The 19,340-nt window shown below is 64.6% G+C and carries 19 protein-coding genes; 4 read left to right on the top strand and 15 right to left on the bottom strand.

Translation table 11 applies throughout. The features are described from left to right. Nucleotides 1-47 precede the first annotated feature (47 nt). The 3 genes from ACNEOT_RS13840 to ACNEOT_RS13830 are packed head-to-tail and all read right to left on the bottom strand — an operon-like array spanning nucleotide 48 to nucleotide 2,766. On the bottom strand, nucleotides 48-1,256 hold the full coding sequence (locus tag ACNEOT_RS13840; protein ID WP_415974585.1) for a winged helix-turn-helix domain-containing protein: 1,209 nt from the start codon (nucleotides 1,254-1,256) through the stop codon (nucleotides 48-50). 35 nt (nucleotides 1,257-1,291) lie between these two features. Next, the gene (locus ACNEOT_RS13835) at nucleotides 1,292-1,408 is read right to left on the bottom strand and encodes an MFS transporter small subunit (protein WP_415974584.1); all 117 of its coding nucleotides are present in this window, start codon (nucleotides 1,406-1,408) and stop codon (nucleotides 1,292-1,294) included. Beyond that, entirely contained in the window at nucleotides 1,405-2,766 is a 1,362-nt protein-coding gene (locus ACNEOT_RS13830) for an OFA family MFS transporter (protein ID WP_415974583.1), read from the bottom strand. The genes ACNEOT_RS13835 and ACNEOT_RS13830 overlap by 4 nt, the downstream gene beginning before the upstream one ends. A gap of 137 nt (nucleotides 2,767-2,903) precedes the next feature. Between ACNEOT_RS13830 and ACNEOT_RS13825 the strand changes: the two genes are divergently transcribed. Then, nucleotides 2,904-3,347: a hypothetical protein gene (locus ACNEOT_RS13825; RefSeq protein ID WP_415974582.1), complete on the top strand. Its 444-nt coding sequence runs from the start codon at nucleotides 2,904-2,906 to the stop codon at nucleotides 3,345-3,347. A gap of 1 nt (nucleotide 3,348) precedes the next feature. Here the strand turns inward: ACNEOT_RS13825 and ACNEOT_RS13820 are convergent, their stop codons facing one another. The 4 genes from ACNEOT_RS13820 to dapB are packed head-to-tail and all read right to left on the bottom strand — an operon-like array spanning nucleotide 3,349 to nucleotide 5,957. Next, the gene (locus ACNEOT_RS13820) at nucleotides 3,349-4,254 is read right to left on the bottom strand and encodes an alpha/beta hydrolase (RefSeq protein WP_415974581.1); all 906 of its coding nucleotides are present in this window, start codon (nucleotides 4,252-4,254) and stop codon (nucleotides 3,349-3,351) included. A 16-nt stretch (nucleotides 4,255-4,270) separates the two neighbouring features. Further along, the gene (locus tag ACNEOT_RS13815; protein ID WP_415974580.1) at nucleotides 4,271-4,723 is read right to left on the bottom strand and encodes a flavodoxin family protein; all 453 of its coding nucleotides are present in this window, start codon (nucleotides 4,721-4,723) and stop codon (nucleotides 4,271-4,273) included. A gap of 5 nt (nucleotides 4,724-4,728) precedes the next feature. Continuing rightward, nucleotides 4,729-5,148 carry a hypothetical protein gene (locus ACNEOT_RS13810; protein ID WP_415975164.1) on the bottom strand — a complete coding sequence of 140 codons (420 nt, stop codon included), beginning with the start codon at nucleotides 5,146-5,148 and terminating at the stop codon, nucleotides 4,729-4,731. 50 nt (nucleotides 5,149-5,198) lie between these two features. Continuing rightward, nucleotides 5,199-5,957, bottom strand: coding sequence for a 4-hydroxy-tetrahydrodipicolinate reductase (gene dapB / locus ACNEOT_RS13805; RefSeq protein ID WP_415974579.1), 759 nt, complete (start codon nucleotides 5,955-5,957; stop codon nucleotides 5,199-5,201). 94 nt (nucleotides 5,958-6,051) lie between these two features. Here dapB and ACNEOT_RS13800 point away from each other — a divergent pair, with 94 nt between their 5' ends. Beyond that, nucleotides 6,052-6,840 (top strand): ABC transporter ATP-binding protein, encoded by a 789-nt coding sequence (locus ACNEOT_RS13800; RefSeq protein WP_415974578.1) that lies wholly within the window; start codon nucleotides 6,052-6,054, stop codon nucleotides 6,838-6,840. A 3-nt stretch (nucleotides 6,841-6,843) separates the two neighbouring features. Here ACNEOT_RS13800 and ACNEOT_RS13795 read toward each other — a convergent pair whose 3' ends face one another. The 7 genes from ACNEOT_RS13795 to ACNEOT_RS13765 all read right to left on the bottom strand — a co-directional run bounded on the left by ACNEOT_RS13795 (nucleotide 6,844) and on the right by ACNEOT_RS13765 (nucleotide 17,854). Next, a complete protein-coding gene (locus tag ACNEOT_RS13795; RefSeq protein WP_415974577.1) occupies nucleotides 6,844-7,950 on the bottom strand; it encodes an alcohol dehydrogenase catalytic domain-containing protein in 1,107 nt (368 codons plus the stop codon). A gap of 82 nt (nucleotides 7,951-8,032) precedes the next feature. Next, nucleotides 8,033-10,711, bottom strand: a complete 2,679-nt coding sequence (locus ACNEOT_RS13790; protein WP_415974576.1) for an MGH1-like glycoside hydrolase domain-containing protein — start codon at nucleotides 10,709-10,711, stop codon at nucleotides 8,033-8,035. Nucleotides 10,712-10,735: 24 nt separating this feature from the next. Further along, on the bottom strand, nucleotides 10,736-12,577 hold the full coding sequence (locus tag ACNEOT_RS13785; RefSeq protein WP_415975162.1) for a putative nucleotidyltransferase substrate binding domain-containing protein: 1,842 nt from the start codon (nucleotides 12,575-12,577) through the stop codon (nucleotides 10,736-10,738). A gap of 70 nt (nucleotides 12,578-12,647) precedes the next feature. After that, entirely contained in the window at nucleotides 12,648-14,195 is a 1,548-nt protein-coding gene (locus ACNEOT_RS13780) for a GMC family oxidoreductase (protein WP_415974575.1), read from the bottom strand. A gap of 12 nt (nucleotides 14,196-14,207) precedes the next feature. Then, nucleotides 14,208-15,719, bottom strand: coding sequence for an APC family permease (locus ACNEOT_RS13775; RefSeq protein ID WP_415974574.1), 1,512 nt, complete (start codon nucleotides 15,717-15,719; stop codon nucleotides 14,208-14,210). 25 nt (nucleotides 15,720-15,744) lie between these two features. After that, entirely contained in the window at nucleotides 15,745-17,235 is a 1,491-nt protein-coding gene (locus ACNEOT_RS13770; RefSeq protein ID WP_415975161.1) for an aldehyde dehydrogenase family protein, read from the bottom strand. A gap of 88 nt (nucleotides 17,236-17,323) precedes the next feature. Next, complete coding sequence (locus tag ACNEOT_RS13765; RefSeq protein ID WP_415974573.1) at nucleotides 17,324-17,854, bottom strand: DUF664 domain-containing protein; 531 nt, start codon at nucleotides 17,852-17,854, stop codon at nucleotides 17,324-17,326. Between the two features lie 59 nt (nucleotides 17,855-17,913). Between ACNEOT_RS13765 and ACNEOT_RS13760 the strand changes: the two genes are divergently transcribed. Then, nucleotides 17,914-18,168 carry a hypothetical protein gene (locus ACNEOT_RS13760; protein WP_415974572.1) on the top strand — a complete coding sequence of 85 codons (255 nt, stop codon included), beginning with the start codon at nucleotides 17,914-17,916 and terminating at the stop codon, nucleotides 18,166-18,168. Between the two features lie 16 nt (nucleotides 18,169-18,184). Here the strand turns inward: ACNEOT_RS13760 and ACNEOT_RS13755 are convergent, their stop codons facing one another. After that, on the bottom strand, nucleotides 18,185-18,778 hold the full coding sequence (locus ACNEOT_RS13755) for a TetR/AcrR family transcriptional regulator (protein ID WP_415974571.1): 594 nt from the start codon (nucleotides 18,776-18,778) through the stop codon (nucleotides 18,185-18,187). An 82-nt stretch (nucleotides 18,779-18,860) separates the two neighbouring features. Here ACNEOT_RS13755 and ACNEOT_RS13750 point away from each other — a divergent pair, with 82 nt between their 5' ends. After that, a complete protein-coding gene (locus ACNEOT_RS13750) occupies nucleotides 18,861-19,340 on the top strand; it encodes a DUF4188 domain-containing protein (RefSeq protein ID WP_415974570.1) in 480 nt (159 codons plus the stop codon).

Below are 19,340 nucleotides of genomic sequence, written 5' to 3'. Positions count from 1 at the left end.
CGATTCTGTCGGTGTGCACTTCGGCAGAATCGGTGCACTCGGCAACTTCAACGCAATGCGTCGACGAGGTCGCCCCGCTCCCCCACCACCACACGTTCGAGCTCGAGCCAGTCCGCCATCTCCCGGAGTACGTCTCGTAGTCGCGGCGCGATGTCACGCGCATCGCGGTCGCCTTCCACGTACGCCGCAATCACGTGCAATTCGGACTGCGCACGCACAGATTTGAGATCCACGCGGGCCACCAGATGGCCGTCGAGCAGGAACGGAAAAACGTAGTAGCCGTGAATTCGCTTGTGCTGCGGGGTGTAGATCTCGATCCGGTAATGGAAATCGAAGATCCGCTGCACGCGCGGCCGAAAGAAGATCATCGGATCGAACGGGCACAGCAGCGCGGCAGCGGTGGCGGTTCGCGGCGTCCTGGCCTCACGGTGGAGGTAGGCCGGTGCGTTCCAACCTCGGACGGATACCTGTTCGAGTACGCCGTCCTCCACGAGTTCGGCGATCGCCGCCTTGGCCTGCTTCTGCGAGAGTCGGTAATAGTCCCTCAGATCCGGCTCGGTGCCGATACCCAGTGCCCGAGAGGACTTTTCGACCAGTGCCCGCACCGCGTCCGGCTCGGCGATGTGCCTGCGCAGAACGTCGTCGGGAATCACCCGTTCACTGAGGTCGTACCGGCGCACGAATCCGGTTCGTGCCGGCACGGTCACCACGCCGGCCGCGAAGAGCTGTTCGCAGACGATTTTGACGTCGCTGCGGTCCCACCATGGTCCTTTTCGACCGGGTGTGTCCACCTCGAGGTGCTTCTCGATCTCACCGGCGCTGGCCGCGCCGCTGTCTCCGATCACGGCGAGGACGTCGTCGACCAGAGTCGGCTCACGGTCCAGAATGTGGGCGGCTCCGCCCCACCTCCCGTGTCGATACAGCTCCATTCGCCACCGCATCAACGGCCAGTCCTCGACGGGCAGCAGGGCGGCCTCGTGGGCCCAGTACTCGACCATTCGACGGGGTCGACGCGCAGTGTCGGTCCACGCGGCGTCGTCGACGATCGTCCGGTCGTACGCACCGACTCGGCTGAACACCGGCGCATAGTGCGCGCGCACCACCACCGATACCGAGTCGATCTGCAACAGTCCGGTGGTCTCGATCGCTGCGTGGACCGCCGCCTTGCTCGCCGGTCGAGTACGCGACCGGGTCGAGGCCAGCCCCTGGGCAGCCAACGCGGTGCGCCGAGCCGAAGCGGCACTCATTTCTCGCATCGGACCACGATGTCACGACCCACCGACAGGGCGCGTCAGCTACCGAACAGATTCGCCGCCTTCAGGATCAGTTCGTACAGTCCGTAGGCGAACGGTACGGACACCCATGCCCACGCGAGCGCGGTCGTCACCTTGATCCGTGCCTCGTTCATGCCTGTGCTCCTGCGGTGGTCTCGGAGTGTGTCGGGTCGGGTTCGTGGTACTTCGACGCGACCGGCTTGATTGCTTCGTTCGCAAGGAACCCGACCACCAGCAGTCCGATCATCACGTAGAACGCCGGCAGGTATCGGCCGGTGGTGCCGGGCTCGCCTGCGTCGGCGATGGCGTTGACGATCAGTGGCCCCAGCACGCCCGCTACCGACCATGCAGTGAGGAGTCGTCCGTGAATTGCGCCCACCTGATACGTACCGAAGAGGTCTTTCAGGTAAGCCGGAACCGTCGCGAATCCCGCACCGTAGAACGAGAGAATCAGCAGAGCCGAGACCATGAACAAGATCTTGTTGGTGTTCGTGAACAACGCGATGTAGAGGTACAGCAGCGCGCCGACACCGAGGTACATCCGGTAGATGTTCTTGCGTCCCACCACATCCGAGACCGAGGACCAGACGAAGCGACCGATCATGTTGGTCAGGGAGAGGAACGCGACGAAGCCGGCCGCAGCAGCGGCAAGAGATTCGGGCGAGGTCGCGTCGGGAAAGAAGTCCTGGTAGATGCCCGAGCCGCGCTCGAGAATGCCGATGCCGGCAGTGACGTTGAAGCACAGCACAACCCACAGCAACCAGAATTGCGGAGTCTTGACCGCATTCGCAGCCGAGACGTTGTGCGTCGAAATCATCGCCGACGCCGTGGGCGGGGTCCACCCGGCCGGCGTCCACCCCTCGGCGGGCACTCTGATGAGCACGACGCCCAGTGCCATGAACACCGCGTAACCGATACCGAGCGTAAGGAACGTCTTGGCGATGGAGCCGTCGGTGAAGCCGCCGAAGTTCACCATCAATTGGCTGGTGAGGGGGGACGCGATCAGTGCGCCGCCACCGAAGCCCATGATCGCGATGCCGGTGGCCATGCCCGGCCGGTCGGGAAACCACTTCATCAACGTCGACACGGGTGAGATGTAGCCGATACCGAGCCCGATACCGCCGACGAACCCGTAGCCGAAGATCACCAACCAGAACTGTCCGAGGGCCATGCCGAGCGCGGACAGCAGTAGTCCGGAGACGAAGAAGACCAGAGATACGGCCATGGCCCACCGGGGGCCGTTCTTCTCGACGCGGGTTCCGAAGATCGCAGCGGAGAGGCCGAGCATCACGATCGCGAGTTGGAACGGAATGGCGGTCACGGTGCCGCTGAGCCCGAGCGCGTCGGGCTGCGAGATGGCGTTCTTGAACACGCTCCATGCATAAGCGGACCCGATCGCGAGGTGGATCGAGAGAGCGGCCGGGGGTATCAACCAGCGACTCCACTCGGGTGTGGCGACGATTCTGGTTCGGTCGAGAATGGGGAGGGTCATCGAAATCCCTTGGTATGGAATGCAGTACAAACTTGTACTATCTCCTGCAGTCAAACACGGTCACCGCTCCGCCTGCTCACAACCAGCAATAGTCACTTCCCCGAACTCACCTTCTCGCGCCGCGTATCCTCGAGCCAGTGGATGTCGAACGGTGGCGTAGCAGATTGCCGGTGAAGCGAGCCTCCGACGGTGAGGTGATCGGGTGGACCGTCGCGCACTATCCGGGCTCCCCGAACGAATACGACGAGGGCTATCTCGTCGATGCCGTCAACCCCGTCGGAATCACAGTCGCCCAGGGCGTCCCGCTCGAGACTGCGATCGCTCGCCTCGAGGATCACGGTCTGGCATCGCTGTCGGCACCGCACTGGACGAAGGCCCCGCTGCCGATGGAGCCCGAGACCGATCTGTACGCACCACAAGATGATTGGCCGTGGCGGCGGGTACTGATGACGCAACTCGACGACAATCGGGTGTGGATTCGCCCCGCGTATCCGAGTTGGCCGGAACGCCTTCTCGAAATTCCGCTACCGATCCCGGCCGACGACATCCTTCGCCCGGACTCACCGGAGAATTCCGACTGAATCAGTAGCGGCGCAGGACCTTCCTCAGTGTGTCGGCCAGCTGCGTCAATCCGGGTTCCTCGACCGGCAGATGCCCGCACCCGTCGAGCATCACGATCTCTGTGTCGCCCCGAATGCGCTCCAGGAAGCCGATACTGACCTCCGGCGGCGTCCACCGGTCCTCGGCGGGGTGGGTCAGCAGCACCGGCGGACCGTCGTAACCCTCGGGTCGGGTGTGCACGTAGCCGAAAAAGCTGGCAAGGAAGGCAATCGGGACACGCACCCCGCCGCCTTTCGGGTCTCGCGCGCAGAGGTCGGACAACTCCGCGTTCAGGCTCATGTTCGCCATATCGGCCATCCACCTGACGGGAATTCTCACGTGTCCTGCGACGGCCGCGAGCATCCGGAGCAACTGTGGCGCCGGCCCGCCGAGCATGTCGAACCGAGCCGCCGCCCGGCGAGCGCTCGGATCGGCAGGATCAAGAAGGCAGGTAGCAATTACCCTGTCCACCAGTCCTGTTCGGTGCGCCACTTCGTATGCGAGCATCCCGCCCATGCTTGCACCCAACAGCACGAGCGGACGGTCATCGCGGGCTTTCTCGGCAATCACCAGCTCACACAGCAGGTCGATCCAGTCCCGATAGCGCATCGACGACGGGTCCTCTACGACGGTGTCGCCATAGAGGGGCAAATCGGGACACATCACCTCGAAGCCCTCCCTGGCGGCGATGGCCGCATACGGCCACAACAGACCGTAGTAGCCTCCGGCACCGTGCACGGCCATGACGCGGACCCTGGACTCGGGCCTCACAGCGCGGGCGATGTGGACGCGCGTATCCCCCCACATCCAGTACATCGACTCAGGCTTCTCCCCTGCTACCGGCCGATATTGCTCGGGCAGGAACCGGGCGTAGCGGTCGACATCCATCGACACACCGTAGCCGTCAGTCCGACAACCCGGCCGCGACGGTTCCGCCGAGTTCGTAGCAGCGCTCCCGTGCGGTCTTGCCACCCTCGGTGAGATGCACTGTGCCGTACACCTTGTCGAGGCCCCACCCCGAGGCGATGCTCTCGATCGCCCGTCCGGCACCCACGGTGTCGTCGTTCCCGTGAACCCATGCACCGTAGGGCTTTCCGGCCACCGCGTCCAAGCACGGGTAGTACACGGTGTCGAAGAAATGCTTCAGGGCGCCACTCATGTAGCCGAAATTTGCCGGCGTCCCGAAGACAAAGCCATCGGCGGCAAGCACATCGGGAACCGTCGCGCCCAAAGCGGGCACGCTGCGCACATCCACTCCGATGATCTCGGGGTCGCGCGCGCCGCCGAGAACTGCTTCGAGGAGCTCACGGGTGAGCGGGCTCGGGGTGTGATGAACGACCAGCAGGGTGCGCGCCATCGTCGTCAGCCAGCGGCCCGTTCGAGTGCGACCGCGCGTTTCATCGTTTCGCGAGCGCGCCCGCGGTCGCCGGCGTAGTCGTAGGCTCGCGCCAGCCGGTAGGAGCTGCGCCAGTTGTCCGGGTCTTTCTCCCACTCGGCCTTGATCTGCTGAAAGAGCTCGTCCGCAGCGTCGCGTTCGATTCGTCCCGACGGCCTCCGCGGGAGTTCGGAGACGTCGAGTTCGAGGCCCTCCTCACGAATGCGCGATGCCAGTCTCTGGTGGTCGAAGCCGGCTTTGAGGGTGGCCCACACGATCCACAGCCCGACGATGGGCAACAGAATGACCCCGATACCCAGCGCGATACTGGCTACGCCGCCGTTCTGGATCAGCGTCACGCCACGCTGGCCCAACAAGAAGAAGTAGAAACCGAGGATCAGCACCATCACCGCGATGATGGCAACGACCTTTGTCGCTTTGTTCACCGTCGATCAGCTCACAGATCCAGAAGTGGATCGAGGCCGACAGTCAGGCCGGGTCGTCCGGCAATCTCACGAACTCCGAGGAGCACACCGGGGGCGAAAGACGTCCGATCCAGCGAATCGTGCCGAATGCTGAGCGTCTCGCCCTGCGTGCCGAGCAGAACCTCTTGATGCGCAACGAGTCCAGCGAGCCGGATGGAGTGCACGCGCACTCCGTTCACGTCTGCTCCGCGCGCACCGTCGAGTTCGGTCGTCGTCGCGTCGGGGCTCAGCGGTGTTCCCGCGGCGGCGCGCGCCTCGGCGATCAAAGCGGCGGTACGGTACGCGGTGCCCGACGGCGCATCGGCCTTGTTCGGGTGGTGCAGTTCGATCACCTCGACCGAGTCGAAGAACCGAGCGGCCTGCTGAGCGAAGCGCATCGACAGCACCGCACCGATGGCGAAGTTCGGAGCGATCAGCACACCCGTCTGCGGCGATCCCGACAGCCATTCACGGACCTGTTCGAGCCGACGGTCGTCGAACCCGGTGGTGCCGACCACCGCATGGATGCCGTGCTCGATCAGGAATTGCAGGTTGTCCATCACCACATCGGGATGGGTGAAGTCGACGACCACCTGGGCACCGGCATCGACGAAGTTCGCCAACGGGTCGCCTTGGTCGACAGTCGCCACGAGCTCGAGGTCGTCCGCTGCCTCGACGGCCGCACAGATGGCCTGGCCGACCTTGCCGCGTGACCCCAGTACCCCAACTCGAACAGGTGCCGTTGCACTCACGTCGTACCCACACTCATTTCGTCGTCGTCTCACGGTCTTACCGACCTCAGAGCCTACTTTCCTCTCGGTCCGTCCCGGCAGCTACGGTCTCCCGGTGACATCCAGCGTCCTGTTCGCCGACCGAGTCGACCTCGTCCGCGGCGGCCGATACCTGCTCAGCGATGCATCGATGCGGGTCGAAGAGGGCGAACACTGGGTGCTGCTCGGTGCCAACGGCGCTGGCAAATCCACCCTGCTCAGTTTGCTCGGCGCGGTCGTTCATCCCACGCACGGTGCCGTCCATGTTCTGGGTCATCGCCTCGGGCGGGTGGACATGCGCGAATTGCGGACGCACATCGGGCACGTCGATCCGCGGTTGAAGATCGACGCTCCTCTGACGCTGCTCCAGGTCGTCCTGACCGGGCTGACGAACACGCCGGACCTGATTCCCAGATGGTCTGCCGCCGACGCCGACGTCGCCCGCGCTCACAAGCTTGTCGAGTCCCTCGGGGTCGCCCATCTCAGCGACGCGTCGTGGCACACGCTCTCGCAGGGCGAACGTGGACGTGCGTTGATCGCGCGCGCTCTGCTGCCCGATCCGGCGCTGCTACTGCTCGACGAACCCGCCACCGGGCTCGATCTCGCTGCGCGCGAACAACTTCTGAGTGCACTCGACTCGCTGCGCGCCGAGCATCCGGACCTGGCCAGCATTCTGGTGACTCACCACCTCGAGGAAATCCCTACCTCCACCACCCACGCCCTGCTCATCCGCGACGGCAAGGTACAGGCGCAGGGAGCCGTGGATACGGTGCTGACCACCGAGAACATCAGTGAGTGTTTCGACCATCCCATCGACATCTCGAAGCAACGCGGTCGGTGGGTCGCCACCGCGTCCTACTGCTGACGCTCAATCGAAGACGATGACCTGACGGATCGCGTTGCCGTCGGCCAATTCGTCCATGCCTCGGTTGATGTCGTCCAACGTGATTCTCGACGAGATCAACTTCTCGACGGGAAGCCGTCCCTCACGCCACATCTGAGCGTACGTCGGGATGTCGCGCGCCGGGACCGCGGAGCCCAGGTAGCTGCCGATGATCGTACGAGCCTCGGCCACCAGGCCCAAGGGCGAGATGGACGAACGGGCGTCGGGTGCCGGAAGGCCGACCGTGATGGTCTTGCCGCCGGGAGCCGTTGCCGCGACAGCCGTTTCGAAGGCGCGGGCGTTGCCTGCCGCCTCGATCACGATGTCGGCCTTGATGCCCTTCTCCACGAGCTCGGTCGGTGAATAGACCTGCGTTGCACCGAGATCGGTTGCGGTGGAAAGCTTGTCCGGGACTCCGTCGACCCCGATCACCTCACCGGCACCCACCGACACCGCCGTCAGCACAGCCGCCATGCCGACTCCGCCGAGGCCGACCACCATCACCGACTGTCCGGGCTTCGGAGTGCCGGCGTTGAGCACCGCACCGCCGCCGGTCAGCACCGCGCAGCCGAGCACTGCCGCGATATCGGCTGGAATGTCGTCGTCCACCGGCACCACCGACTTACGGCTCACCACAGCATGTGTGGCGAACCCGGAGACTCCGAGGTGATGCTTGACCTCGGTACCGTCGCGATGCAATTTGATGCCACCGCCGAGTAGCGTTCCGGCATTGTTGGACGCACTGCCGGTGACACAGGGCATCTGGCCGTCGGTGGCGCACCCGGCGCACTCACCGCAGCGCGGCAGGAACGTCATCACCACGCGGGTGCCGACCGCGGTGTCGTCGACGTCTGGCCCGACTTCCTCGACCCGGCCCGCGGCCTCGTGGCCGAGCAGCATCGGAACCGGACGGACGCGATTACCGTCGACCACCGACAGGTCCGAGTGGCACAGTCCTGCAGCTTCGATTCGTATCAGCAGTTCGCCCTCGCCCGGCGAGTCGAGCTCGAGGTCGGAGACGGTGATGGGATGCGAGTCCGCGAAGGGACGAGATCGGCCGATTTCTTCGAGTACTGCGCCGCGAATCTTCATCCCGCCAGACTATGCGGCTCCGCCGCAGTGGTGTGGAAAAGTGCCGTGGAGGGCACTCAACCGCACCACTGCGCGCAGCGCACTACAGCGGCAGACGCGGCCTGAGCAGGTGCGCAACCAGCGCCGTCCAGCCGGTTTGGTGCGTTGCCCCGAGCCCTTCGCCGGTGTCTCCATCGAAGTACTCGTTGAAGCTGGGGTGCTGGCTCCACAGTGGGTCGAGACTGGATTCGATGCGGTTGCCGTCCGCGGGCCTCTTGCCGTCGACCGGCCGGAACAGTCCGGCGAGGCCGTTGTCGATCAGATCGGCGGCGTCGGTGAGCGTGCGATGGTTGCCCGAGCCGGTGGGAATCTCGATGGTGAACGAGTCGCCGTAGTACCGGCCGTACGCGCGGAGCTTGTCCGCCAGCAATACGTTGACCGGGAACCACACCGGTCCGCGCCAGTTGGAGTTGCCACCGAACATTCCGGTACGCGACTCCCCCGGCTCGTATTCGATGGACAGGCTACGGCCGTCGACGTCGAACGTGACCGGTTCACGATAGGAGGCCGAGAGCGATCGAATCCCGAACTGCGACAGGAACTCCTCGGAGTCGAACATGCGCGCCAGGATCCTCTTGAGACGCTCGGGCTGGACCAGTGTCAGCAGCATCCGCACCTCGTTGCCCTCGCGACGCGCCAGCAACGGACTGACCATTTCCGGGCGTCGGTGCTGAACCCACCGCAACCGCGCGGCGAGGTCGGGGCATTCCGCCTCGACCCAGGGCGGGATCTCGGTGGCACCGAGGATGGGTAGCAGGCCCACCATGGACCGCACCCGCATCGGCACCGCATCGCCCTCGGGCTGGACCAGGACGTCGTAGAAGAAGCCGTCCTCCTCGTGCCACAGCGAAATATGCTGAGAGCCGAACGAATTGACAGCCTTGGCGATCGAGAGGAAGTGCGAGAAGAACTTGGTCGCGACGTCGTCCCAGGCGCTGTCGTGCCGCGCGAGTTCGAGCGCGATCTTGAACATCTGCTGGCAGTAGAACGCCATCCAACTCGTCGCGTCGGACTGCTCGAGCCGGAAGCCGGGTGGCAGCGGTGCGGATCGGTTGAACAACCCGATGTTGTCCATGCCGAGGAACCCGCCCTCGAAGATGTTCGACCCCTCGGAGTCCTTGCGATTGACCCACCAGGCGAAGTTCAGCAGCAATTTGGTGAACACCCGCACCAGGAATTCGCGATCCCGGTACCCGTCGATCCGGTAGACGTGCCATGCCGCCCACGCGTGCACGGGTGGGTTGACGTCACCGAACTCCCACTCGTATGCGGGTAGTTGGCCGTTGGGGTGCATGGCCCACTCCCGGCACATGAGGACCAACTGCTCCTTGGCGAAATCGGCGTCGACGTGCGCCAGTGGAATCGCATGAAAAGCCAAGTCCCAGGCCGCGAACCACGGATACTCCCACTCGTCGGGCATCGAGATCACATCGGCCAACGCCAGGTGACGCCAGTGCGCGTTGCGTCCCCCTGGGGCCTGCCTCGATTCCGGAGCCGGAGCGCCCACCTTGTCGCCCTCGATCCACTCGTCGACGTCGTATCGATAGAGCTGCTTGGTCCACAGCAAGCCGGCGTAGGCGCGCCGAGCCACGTGCCGGTCGACGTCGGTGAGGTCGGCACCGATCACGGCGCCGTAGAACTCGTCGGCCTCTGCTCGGCGATCGACGTTGACAGCATCGAATCCTGCCCCGAACGTCTGCTCGTCCGGCCGGTTGGGCGACAGCCGCAGTTTCACCGATTCCGTTGCCCCGGAGGCGATGTTGTCGAAGCTGTACCAGAATGCAGCCTTCGTTCCACTCTGCTCGGGGTTGACCGCGTCGAGTTCGCCGTCGACGACTCTGCGGCCGATGCCGTCCTTCGAGTAGGCCGAGACGTTCTCCTGCCCCCACAGAGCCTTGGCGTTGGTTTCGTTGTCGCAGAACAGAACTGACGGCGTTCCTTCGGCGCTCAGATAGTAGCGACCGAGAAATCCATGATCGACGGCGATGGCCTGGAGGCCACCCGCCAGCAGTTCCGGCGGTGTCAGTTGCGCCAACGAGCCGCCCCGATCGTCGCGTCCCCACGACCAGGTGTTGCGCAACCACAGGTGCGGCAGCAGGTCGACCGATGCCGCCTCGGGGCCGTGGTTGGTGATGGAGATGGTGATGCAGATGTCGTCGGGTGAGGCCTTGGCGTAGGTGACCTGGACGTCGAAGAACCTGTTCTCGTCGAGAATTCCGGTGTCGGCCAGTTCGTATTCACGGTCGTCACGCCCACGCCGAGCATTTTCCTCGCGCAGGTGGGCGTACGGGTACTCCGCGTCCGGATAGCGGTAGAGCCATTGCATCCAGCTGTGCGTCGGAGTGCCGTCGACGGCCCAGAAGTACTCCTTGACGTCCTCGCCGTGATTGCCCTCCTCGTTGGCGAGACCGAACAGACGTTCCTTGAGGATCGGGTCCTTGCGATTCCACAGTGCGAACGAGAAGTTCAAGAACCCGAAACGGTCGCAGATTCCGCCGATACCGTCCTCGCCCCAGCGGTAGGCGCGCTTGTGCGCCTGATCGAACGGAAAGGACGCCCAGGCGTTTCCGTCGGCCGAGTAGTCCTCGCGCACCGTCCCCCACTGACGTCCCGCCAGGTACGGGCCCCACTGACGCCACGGGCCGCTGACGCCGGGCGATTCCGCCAACCGATTGTGCTCGACGGTGGAGGGGGTGGGAACGCTCACGGGATTGGTGGTCACGGCACTCAGTCTGGTGGTTCGCGGTCAACGATGCACGCCGACGTTTGCCGCCAGATAGCCGACGCGGCGCTGCACCGCGGCGATCTCTCGGACGCCGTCGGTCAGCAGGCTTCGTTCCAGCGGAGTCAGATCGGCCATGATCAGCACGTCGCCGGGTCGATGGCCCGCCGAGATCTGGTCGATCTGATGCGAGAGTCGAAGGCGTTGCAGCAGCGCGAACACCTCGGTCAGGGTCGAGACGTCACCCTCGGAAAGCATGCCGTTGCCCGACGCCGCCGCCAGCCGAGCGGGGGTCGAGGCCGACGCCATGCCGACCGACAGCCCACCCCATCGAGCGAGATTGACGATGGGAGTCAGCGCATGAGCCTTGAGGTCGAACGTGCCGCCGCGCCGAGCCAGCACGTCTCGCAGCGAGCGCAGCCGGGCACGGCCGGCGAGCGCATCACGCAGTTGCAGCCGCAATGCGTCGGGGTGATCCACGAGGAGTCGACGGTATGCCTCGGGCACGGTGTGCAACTCTTTCGGGCCCCACACCACCCTGCCGTCGATCATGAGGGAGGACATGATCAGGCCGGAGTCTTTTGCCGGATTGCCACGTTCGCCGAACGGGTTGCTGAGCCAATGGGCCGCGGCGCTTTCCCATTGCCCGGCCGAGCGTGCGAATCGGGGTGAGCTCGCCACGGCACCGTTGGTGTCCGACGGCAGCCCGGCACCATCGAGGCCTGCGTGCACTCGAGCGGCCAAGTCCATCAATGCCTCGTCGCGGGTTCTCGGCACCGCGTTCGATTGCCCTCGCGCATCGGGGTCCGCGGTCGCGTCTGCCCAGGTCAAGGCACTGTCGACATCGGAGGACGGCATGGCCTCTCGACGCGCCACGCTACCGAGGGTGATCCAGGCGAAATGGTCGCGCGGCACCTCCGGACGCGCCGACCATTCGATCTCGACGGCCCGGCGCACCAGGCTGTCGACCACGACGGACAGGATCGCGCTGACCGCCGTCGCATCTGTTCCGCCCCGGAACAGATCCACCACCAGGCGCGGAACCAGCTTGCCCGCGTCGGCGAGTTCGGCGGAGCTCGATGCCGACGCCACTGCTCGGCGGACCACGAAACTGCGCCTCGTGGACGCAGCGTGCAGATCGGAATCCTCGACGACGCCCAGGACCTCCCCGCGGGACGACACCACCGGCATGTGACGCAGGCCCAGCTCGAGCATGTCCATCAGCACGGTGCCGGCCAGACGATCCGCTGTGACGGTCTCGGCGGGCGATGTCATGACCCGCTCGATGGGCGTATCGACGCCGATCCCGGCGGCCACCACTCGAATTCGTAGGTCGCGGTCGGTGAAGATGCCATGACGAGAACCACGCAGAGGAACCAGAACGTACGAGCTGCCCTGATCGGTCATATGCCGGACGGCGTCTCGAACCGTGGTGCCGACGGGCACGAATACCGCAGGGGCCGAGAGTAATTCACCGACAGTCCGGCCGGCGCTACCCTCGACCGGACCACCGCGACGCGTGGAGGCAGAGGTGACGGCGTCGGCCAGAAACGCCAATCCGGTCGGCGTTGCGAACAACGGTCTGATCAGCTCGCCGGGCAATCGAATCACGATGCTCGGTTCCGTTGCCCGCGCACGGAATTCCACGGCTCCGCCGGACAACAGAGCCGAGAAGCCGAAGACACCACCGGGACCGATGGTGTCGATCGGTACCTCGGTGGGAGAGGTCGCGTCCGGGTGCGTGATCACCACCCGTCCGGTAAGCACCACCCACACGGTGTCGGCATCTGCCGAGACGTCCGTCCGTGGAGGGTCCAGAACCCATGCTCCACCGGCATACTCGGCTTCGACGGCTGCTTCGGCCATCTCGGCCAGTGCAGCCGGTGGCGCGCCCTGAAACGGTGGATGCGCGCCGAGAAAATCGGCAAGGCTCGGGCTATCGGCCACGGATCAGGTCGGCGCATTTCTCCGCCATGGTCATCACCGTGATGTTGGGATTGACGTACGGCAGCTTCGGCATCGCCGACGCGTCGACCACGCGCAGGTGCGAGATCCCCTTGACTCGAAGCTCGGGATCGAGCACGGCCATGGTGTCGTCCACCGACCCCATACGGGCGGTGCCGGCCGGGTGATAGACGGTGTTGTGGGTCTTGTGCACGTAGTCGAGCAGGTCGTCGTCGGTGACGGCCTCGGGCCCTGGGGCGAGTTCACGTTCGATCCAGCCTGCGAGCGGACCGTCCGCCGCAATCCGACGAGCCAGCTTCAGACCGGCGAGCATCACCGCGTCGTCGTGGCCGTCGGCGTCGGTGAAGTAGCGCGGGTCCACTTTGGCACGGTCACGAAAGTCTCTGCTGCGCAGACGAACAGTGCCGCGCGAGCGCCCCTGCGTCACGTTCGGAGTCAAGCAAAATCCGTTGTCGGTGGTCGGGTAGCCCCACCGGAGCGTATTCATGTCGAACGGCACGCTGCCATAGTGCATCATCACGTCCGGGTAGTTCAGCGAGCTGTCGGTCTGCGCGAACACTCCGATCTCCCACCACTGCGAGGATGTGGTGACCATGGGCTTGCTCGCCTCCCAGAACACCAGCCCTTCGACGTGGTCGTCCAGATTCTCACCCACACCGGGCGAGTCGACCCGCACGGTGATTCCCATCTCGCGTAATTGTGCTGCCGGTCCGATTCCGGAGAGCATCAACAGCTTCGGCGTGTCGATGGCCCCGGCTGTCACGATCACCTCGCGCCGCGCGGACACCGTGTCGTAGCCGGTGAGATCGGGGCGTTGGTACCGCACTCCGGTCGCGGTCAGCGATTCGTCGATCAGAATCTCGCTGATCCAGCAGTCCGTGCGCACCTCGAGGTTCGGGCGCGTGCCGATGATCGGGTGCAGGTAGGCGTGTGAGGTCGACATGCGCGAGCCGTCCTCACCCGCATTGATCTGGAACCAGCCGGCACCGTTGAGTACCGTCGTTCCGCGGTTGAATGCGACGGTGGGTAGGCCTACGGCTGCGGCCGACTCGAGTACCGCGGCCCCGCACGGATCGTTCGGTGGCACGTCGCGAATCCGCACCGGTCCGTCGTGGCCACGACCGGTGTCGTTGTTCTCCACTCGCGAAACCAGCGGCAGGATGTCCGACGCGCCCCACCCCGTCGCGCCCGCAGCCGCCCAATCGTCGAGGGTTTCCGCAGGCGGGTGAAAGGCGATGCAGGAGTTGTGCGAGGAGCAACCACCGAGCACTTTCGCCCGCGCGTGCCGCATGAAACTGTTGCCGCGCTCCTGCGGTTCGACGGGATAGTCCCAGTCGTAGCCGGAGTCGAGCAGATGCATCCACTCCACCAGCTCGAGAATTGCCTTGTCGCCGACGTCGGTGGGACCTGCTTCGACGAGGCAGACACTGACAGAGGGGTCCTCGCTCAGCCGTGCAGCGAGGACACACCCCGCCGTCCCGCCACCTGCGACGACGTAATCGAACTGGGTGTCTGTCACTGCACGCTCCTTCTAGTTGCTCGTGGAGGCATGTGATTTCAGAGTGCCGATGTGCTTGCGTCCCTTGACTGCGTACCACAGCAGGCCTACGCCCAGGATGCCGCCGATGTAGACGAACGCACCGAACGTGTTGTACCAGGGGGTTCCGTACACGGCCTCGCGCGGCCACGCGAGGTTGATCGCCATCCCGGCACCCCACACCACTGCCGCGATGTTGACCGGCAGGCCCCACCTGCCCATCGTGAAGTACCCGCCGGGCTTCAGATCTGCCGGCGGCCACTCACCCTTCACTCGTTTGACCAACAGCGGCCCGGTGACCATCAGATACGCGAGGTAGATCATGATGATCGCGATCGAGGTGAGGACCGTGAAGATCTGCGGCTGACCGATGTTCACGACGAGAATGACGATGGCCAGCACGCCGATGGTCACCGCGGGCACCACCGGGGTCTGGGTCTTCGGATTCACCTTGGCCAGACTCTCGCCGAAGGGCAACGCGTTGTCTCGGGCCATGGCGAACGTGAGCCGGATCGCCGCGGTGTGCACTGCCAGCGAGCAGACGAAGACGGCAATGACTATGCAGATGAGGAAGACGGTGCCCAGCGGGCCCCACATCACCGATTCGACGATGGACTGCAGGCTGCCGTCGGGGCTTCCGAGGGACGGATCGTCCAGGTCCGGCGCGGCCATGACGGCGAACACCAGGATGGCTCCCCCGATGACGAACGACGCGAGGATGGCGCGAAAGATCGCTTTGGGGGCGGTGCGCCGAGGTTCGACCGTCTCCTCGCCGAGCGAGCTCGCGGTGTCGAATCCGTACATCACGTAACCCGAGGCCAGCGACGCGACCAGGAAGGCTCCGAGGTAGCCGCCGCTCTCGCCGGCTCCGTAGCCGTTGGTGGAGAAGAACACCTCGGGCCCCCGAGTGATGTTGGCCGCGAGCAGGATCGCGATGAGCACGGCAGCGATGAGTTCGATGAACACACCCGCACTGTTGATCATGGCCATCAGTCGAACGCCGAGTGCGTTGATCGTGGTGGTGATGGCGATCAGAATCGCACCGAGCAGAACCGCGTTGGCCGCGAAGTCAGTGGAACCCGAGCCGTCACCGATGATCTGGAACCCGCTCCAGATGCGTGGCAAGTTCAGCTGCAGAGCGAGGGCTACGGCAGCCAGTGTCACGATCGATGCCGTGAGCATCAACCAGCCCGCCGACCAACCGACGATCCTGCGGCCCAACAGCTTCGCCCAGTTGTACACCGATCCTGCCACCGGATACTTCGCGGCCAATTCCATAAAGCACAATGCCACGCAGAGCTGACCGACGAAGACTGCAGGCCACGACCACAGGTACGCCGGCCCGGCGGTGCCGAAACCGAAGTAGAAGAGCTGGAACGTGCCGGTGAGAATGGAGATGTAGCTGACGCCCGCGGCGAAGCTGGCGAATTTGCCGAGACTTCGATCGAGTGACTCCTTGTAACCGAAGTCGTCCATTCCGCTCGAACTGTCGTTCAGTAGTGCCATGCGCCTGGCCTTTCCGATCTTTTCGTTATCGGGTGCCGAACCACCCCGCCGCCGTGGGTGAGGTGTTGTGCCAAATATGCTTCGCCTCTTGATATTCGGACATTCCGGACGGTCCGAGCTCACGTCCGTTGCCGGACTGCTTGAAGCCGCCCCATTCTGCGGCCGCGGTGTAGACGCCGAAGTCGTTGAGCCACACCGTGCCATGGCGAAGCCCACGTACCATTCTTTCGCCTCGTGCGGCGTCGGCTGTCCGAACTCCCGCGGCGAGACCGTAATTCGTATCGTTGCCCAACAGGAGTGCCTCGGCCTCGGTGTCGAAGCGCTCCACAGTGAGTATGGGCCCGAATGTCTCCTCCTGCACGATATTCATGGACCTGTTGCAGTGGTCGAAGATCGTCGGAAGAAAATAGCTACCTTCGTCCAGGGCCGGGTCGTCGGGTCTCGTTCCGCCGATGACCAACGTCGCGCCCTCGTCGATCCCGCCCGCGACGAAGGCCTCGATCTTCTCTCGCTGCGCCTGTGACACGAGTGGCCCGGTCTCGCTTGCCGGGTCCATCCCCGGACCGATCACGATGGTCTTCGCGCGTTCGGCCACAGCAGCAACGAAGCGATCAGCGACCGATTCTTCGACGATGAGTCGAGTGCCTGCCGAACACACCTGACCCGAATGCAGAAACACCCCGGTCAGCACGTTGTCGACGGAGTCCGCGAATGCCTGATCGTCGGCCACCGCGTCGGCGAAGACGATGTGCGGATTCTTGCCGCCGAGTTCGACGGCAACCTTGGTGACGTTCTCGGCCGCTGCGGCGAGGATGTGCCTGCCTGTCGCCAAACCGCCGGTGAACGAGATGAAATCGACGTCGCGGTTCCTGGTGAGTGCATCGCCGAGCACCGCGCCACTTCCCTGGAGCAGGTTGACCACGCCGGCCGGTACTCCGGCTTCTTCGACCAGCTTGGTGAACGCGATGGTGCTGAGCGGAGTCACCTCGCTCGGCTTGAGGACCATCGTGCAGCCGGCCGCCAAGGCGGGGGCGATCTTCCACGAGATCTGCAGCAGTGGATAGTTCCACGGCGCAATCATGACGCAGACACCGATCGGCTCGTGCACCACTCGACTGAGGATTTCCGGCCGGTCGACGTCGATCAGCCGATCTGCCTGAACCACCGCAAGATCGGCGTAGAAGCGGAAGACCGACGTGACGTCGTCGATGTCGATTTCGCTCTCGCCGAACGTTTTTCCGGTATCGAGGGTCTCGATACGAGCGAGCTTCTCTTTGTCCCGCTGAAGAAGATCGGCAATGCGGTTCAGCAGATCGCTGCGCTCGCCCACCGTCACCGAGCGCCACGGTCCGTCGTCGAATGCTGCGCGCGCCGACGCCACCGCACGCAGAGCGTCATCCGGTGTTGCCTCGTCCACGACGGCAACCGTGCTGCCGTCCGCGGGGTTCACGATGTCTCGGGTTCCGCCGTCACCGGATCCCTCCCATTGCCCGTCGACGAACAACGACGGCCGCAGCGAGGTCGAGTCGAATGGTGTATCGGAGTCGGTCACTGAAACACCTTTTTCCGGATAGGGGGTCGGGTCGTGTGTCTACGATATGCCCTCAGCGGCCGGTGACTCCATCGATCTGCTCGCGAATGATGTCTGCATGCCCGTTGTGTCGAGCATATTCACCGATCATGTGCACGTAGACCGTCCGCAGCGACATCGGCCCACCCCGGGAATCGACCAGGTCGTCCAACGAGTGCCGACCAGCAACCTCGTCCGAGGCATTGCACTCGACGGTGAATCGCGCGAAGTCGGATTCGGCCCCCTCCGCCGTCGCTCCCAGAAAGTCGGAGTCCTTACCCCAGGACGGGTCGTACATCGGGTCGAACGACATGGAACCCAATCGCTCTCGGAACCAGACTCGCTCGACCTTGGCGAGGTGCCGTAGGAGTCCGAGCAGCGAGAGCGTCGAGTTCGGAAACGGACGGCATGCCAACTGCTCCGCATCTGCGCCTGCGCAGACATTGAGCAGCGTCGCTCGATGCCATCGCAGCATTCCTTCGAGAATCGGCCGTTCGTCGCCCACCAGTGGACCGTCGACCGGTTCCGGTGCGGGGGCTGTCCATGTGTTGTGCGGATCCGTCATACCGCCGATTGTCGAACATCCGGCGGCACTGCGCAGAGGACCGCATTACGGTGGGGTTCATGACTATCGAAGACGTGAGTGGCAGGCGAACGGTGACAGCGGACGAGCTTCTTCTCCTTGTGGGTGATCATCTGCTCATCGAGGAGGGTGTGGCGACCGGGTTCATCGAGAGTGCGGGCCAGGTTGCCGAGAACGTGGCGGTGACGGTGACCGACGGCGTCGACGCAACGACGACGACCGAGCGGGTCTTCCTTCCCGACGCCGAGGTGACCATCGAACCCGCCGATCGCGGACGCGCCCCGGTCACTCTCTGAAAATCGCGTCCACACCTCATCGTCGCGACCATCCTCGCAATACGGCGTCCTTTCCGGCGTCGAACATCGCCCGACGAGTCTCGTCGTCGGAGGTCGAGGGCATTGCCAACTCCAACGACACCAATCCGTGCACGATCGCCCAGAACGAGTGGCTGATCGACTCGACCGACGCCCCGGCCATGGTTCCCGCAGCGACGGCCCTCGCTACTGCGTCGCGGAGCGGGTCCATGGCCGCGTCCGCGCGATGCGCCTCGGCTCCGACATCGATCGAGCCGAGCACTCCGCCGAACATCACCGCATAGAGATGCGGATTGCGTAGCGCCCAGTCGCGATACGCGACGGCGAGTTCGCCGAGGTCCACCTCGGAATTATCGGTCACCGGTACGCGTCGCTGCGCGTCCCCGAAGCTCGTGAACGACGTGGCGAACAGTGCCACCAGCAACTCGGCGCGCCCTCCGAACAACGAGTAGATCGCTGTGGTCGAGGTGTCCTGCGCCGCTGCGAGTTTGCGCAGGGACAATGCGTCGACGCCGTGTTGCGCAACGGTTTCCGCGGCAGCCTCGAGCAGCCGGGTACGTAGCTCCGCGTCGTGAATTCTAGGTCTCGCCACTTGCGAAACGTATCACAACGGTGTTTCATAACAGTGTGACAAAACAACCGGCCACACACCCCTTCGAGCAGTCAGGAATCTGATGTCACCCATCATCGACGGCCGATCCACGGTCGAATTCGACCGCGAGACCGTCACGGTCTTTCTCATCGGAATGCGTATCAACAACCCCGCTGCCGTTCGCTCCTGGCTACCTTCGGTGCGCGCGATGCCGCGGATGCTCAGCCACCTCGAGCGCGACCCCAACTCCGGTCTGCTCGGATACCACTCGTGGTTGGGCCGCACGACGATGCTCGTCAGCTACTGGCGCAACGCCGAGGATCTGAGGCGGTTCGCCTCCGATTCCGACGCCCCCCATGCGCCTGCCTGGCGCGAGTTCAATCGTAAGGTGGCCGCAACCCGCCACGTCGGTGTGTGGCACGAAACCTACACGGCGACAGCGCAGAACAGCGAAGCCATCTACGTCAACATGCCCGCGTTCGGACTTGCCGGAGCCATCGGCGGAGTGCCGGTCGGTAAGGGCTCGCACACATGGAAGCAACGAATGAAGTCCGCGCGATAA

Source organism: Rhodococcus sp. 077-4, assembly GCF_047782425.1.
GTDB lineage: Bacteria > Actinomycetota > Actinomycetes > Mycobacteriales > Mycobacteriaceae > Rhodococcoides.
Note: the sequence above shows the minus strand (reverse complement) of the source record. Positions and strands in the feature narration are given on the sequence as shown.